The organism is Psychrobacillus sp. (assembly GCF_056205495.1).
Genome location: NZ_JBAEAP010000223.1, coordinates 1 through 3,134 on the forward strand (window position 1 = coordinate 1; position 3,134 = coordinate 3,134).

General features: G+C 39.9%; 2 protein-coding genes. Both read right to left on the reverse strand.

Annotated elements, in window-relative coordinates; translation table 11 throughout:
- Nucleotides 1-2,894, reverse strand: a 2,894-nt coding sequence (locus AC06OU_RS06380; protein ID WP_475854729.1) for a chitobiase/beta-hexosaminidase C-terminal domain-containing protein, incomplete at its 3' end; no start/stop codon positions are given.
- Between the two features lie 45 nt (nucleotides 2,895-2,939).
- A partial coding sequence (locus AC06OU_RS06385) for a hypothetical protein (RefSeq protein WP_475854731.1) occupies nucleotides 2,940-3,134 on the reverse strand: 195 nt, incomplete at its 5' end.

Genomic DNA, 3,134 nt, shown 5'->3' on the forward strand with positions numbered 1-3,134 from the left:
TTAAAGTCTCCTAATGAAACGATATTAGCTTCTGGATTTTTCGTGTGAACATCTTTTATAAATCCATAAACTATGTTTGCAATCTGGTGACGCTGTGCTTCACTTGTATAAACTGGGGGCTGAATAGCTCCAAACAAAGGAGTATCTCCCGATTTGGAATTCCAGTGATTCGCAATCACGATTACACTCTCACCTTGGAAGTCGAATTGAGCTGCCAAAGGCTTACGACTGTTATTAAATGCACTATTGGTTGGGTCAATTCGACCTGGATTATGCGTCAGCTTCCCATTCTCGTAACCAACTTTAGCGGTTGCTCCACCTACTGGCATTCCTTTGGTTAAAGATACACGCTCAGGGTTGTAAAGGAACCCAACTCGAATATTCGCATTAGGTGCTCCACCATCTGCATTGTTGACAGGATCAATATTTACATATTCATATTCCACTCCGCCGGCAGCCTTAATTGCTGTTATTAGGCGCTCATAGCTTTGATTTGCTTTAGAATCTCCTGCAGATTCTCCATTATTGTCTTGCACCTCTGTTACGCCAACGATATCAGGACTTTGCATATCATTAGCTATAGCTCTAGCTAATTTTCTAGCTTTGTCGTCTGAAGTTGACGATTTGTTATTAGAGAAATTCTCTAAATTGTAGGAAGCAATTGTCAGTTTGTCTTCTGCTTTTACAATTGTAGTTTTCTCTGGAGAAGCAGTACCCTTTGTATGTGCTGCTTGCATTTCATTTAGAGAAACATAAATTTTAAAGTTTTGATACGAGTAGCCTACAACTCCAACAATTGGACCCGTAAACTTGTCACCTGTAGCAACCTCGAAATTTCGTGCTGCTCCATTTGGCTCCAATCGGAATTGAATACGATTCGGGTTTTGGTTACCTTCCTCAAAAAGCACTCCTCCGTGAAGAGAATTGGTTGGTGCATTTTCTAATACGGTAATCAAATCTCCGTGCTCCTGAGGTGATACTGATTTAACATTACCAACCTGCACGCGCATCCCTTCTATACTTTCCCAGAAATCAATTGCATCGATAGTTGGATTAAAAACTTGTAAATTATCGCTATCTATTGCTTGTAAATTCATCTTTGACTCATCGATGATAATTGGCTTTGGTAAAGATACATTGCTCTTCACTACAGTAACTTTTCCACCCTGGTCATTTCGTACATTAATTTGAGTTGTTTTCAAGTCTGTTTGGTTAGCATCGGAATATCCATCATATGCATACTCACTAACTTTCCCAGTAACCTCTACTAAATCTCCAACTTTAACTGGCCAAGTGCTAGTTCCACTGTAAAGCATAATTGCTTCCGAAGTGTTTGGATTGTTATCTACTAAATCATCTGGCGTTTGAATCGTATAGTAAGTTGCTCCGTTTAAAACAAATGAATAAGTGACAACTCCTTGTATTCCTTCCACCGTTTGATTTGCAAAAGGTGTGTTATGTCCTTCACCTTGAATATCGTGAATTTGTAGACTGTCTGTAATGATGTATTCAAAGGTTTTTATTTCAGAAATTCCATCAGCCGTTACCGCTATCGCCTTAACTGTTGTATTCGTTTGAATATCGTATGGCGACGTGTATTTTATGCTTTCCACAGTAGGGTTTGTACCATCTATTGTGTAATAAATTTCAGCTCCAGATGTGGTAGTAGAAAGAGTAACCGTAGTCCCCCCTACATATGTCCCGCTACCTGGCGTAGCAACTACCGGCTGTAAAATCGTGCTATCCTCTACGATATCTGACGCAAATCGCGGAATAATTTGATAGTCATTATCAAATTGTTGAACGATTCCTGTAATAGATTCATAGACATTACCAACCTTTAAATTCAATGTGCCATTTTCATCTCGCACAATAAAGCTCGTTGTTCCGTCAGTAGCCGTAAAGTTGTTATTAGTGTTGTCTGCAGTGATTGTAATGTCTTTAGCTTGAACTAGAAGTGATTCATTCGCTTCATTCACTTCTGCCCCTGTTACAACCTTAGGAGCTGGAGCACCTACCCGTTCTTGCTTTTTAACAAGAGTAGCATTGTCCAATTGTAAAAGCCCTCGGTATTCGGCTAGCTTACCTGTTACAATGACTTCATCGCCAACCGTTGCTGAAAGACTAGAAGGTCGAACCGCAATCCCCGCCGTCCCATCTTGTACAGAAATGCTGTTTTTCAGGTTAGCAACTACAATTGCCTTAATAGTTACTGTGTCTCCTATTTTTCCTGATCGAGCTTCAGCAACTGTAATATATGTTGGTTCCTCTGGCTCCTCTGGGTCTGGTTCCACTGGAGTTGTTCCACCCATTGTATGAGTACCTAAATAGTCGAATGTGTCTATAGGATACGAATCCCATTGCGAAGTGACCTCATATACGTCATTAGGATTTGAATCTCCCGAAAGAATAGACGCCTTCTTTACTAGCGTGACATTTTCTCCCCATTTTGTTGTGCTTCCTAGTTGACCAAAGGAATCGACAACCTCCGTAGATTTCTTTAACAGAAGAACATCGTCTCCGTTAAAGGCAGTCACAGTACCATTTTGCAAATCCCCTTTGGCTTTAAGGGCTGCATTCGCTTGATTATGATAAATTACGTAAGTTTTACCGTGAGCTAACGTGCCTGTCAATTTTAGAGCAGTTGGTCCACTTGTTTTACCATTCGTATAAAGCTCTATCGAATAGTTAGAAAGGTCTAAGTCAGAGCCAGTCCCATTATAGAGCTCGATTGCCTTGTTATTGCTATTTCCCTCTACGTACTCTGATATGATTAAATCTGTAGCATTTGTAGCCGCAACTGCTTTCGAAGGTAAGGCGGGTAAAACTAGTCCAGCCATAAGTGTTGCAGACAAAAGCACATTGAAATGCTTTTTCCAGTTCCTTTTTATCATCTCTATATTTCTCCTTTTAGTTAGGGATTTTAGTATTAATAAAAGCTATAGAATGATATTTCCTAAGACCGTTATGCCGTCTAAGGTGTAGCTATCACTATCTAATTCTGAAAAGTCTGCACCGCCCTCAACTGTAATATTGGAGAAGTATACACTTCCCGATGGGCTACCAACTAATGTTAGATTTCCTTTTATTACTGCATGTTCTAGCTTACTTATATCTGATAATGATACGGTTAC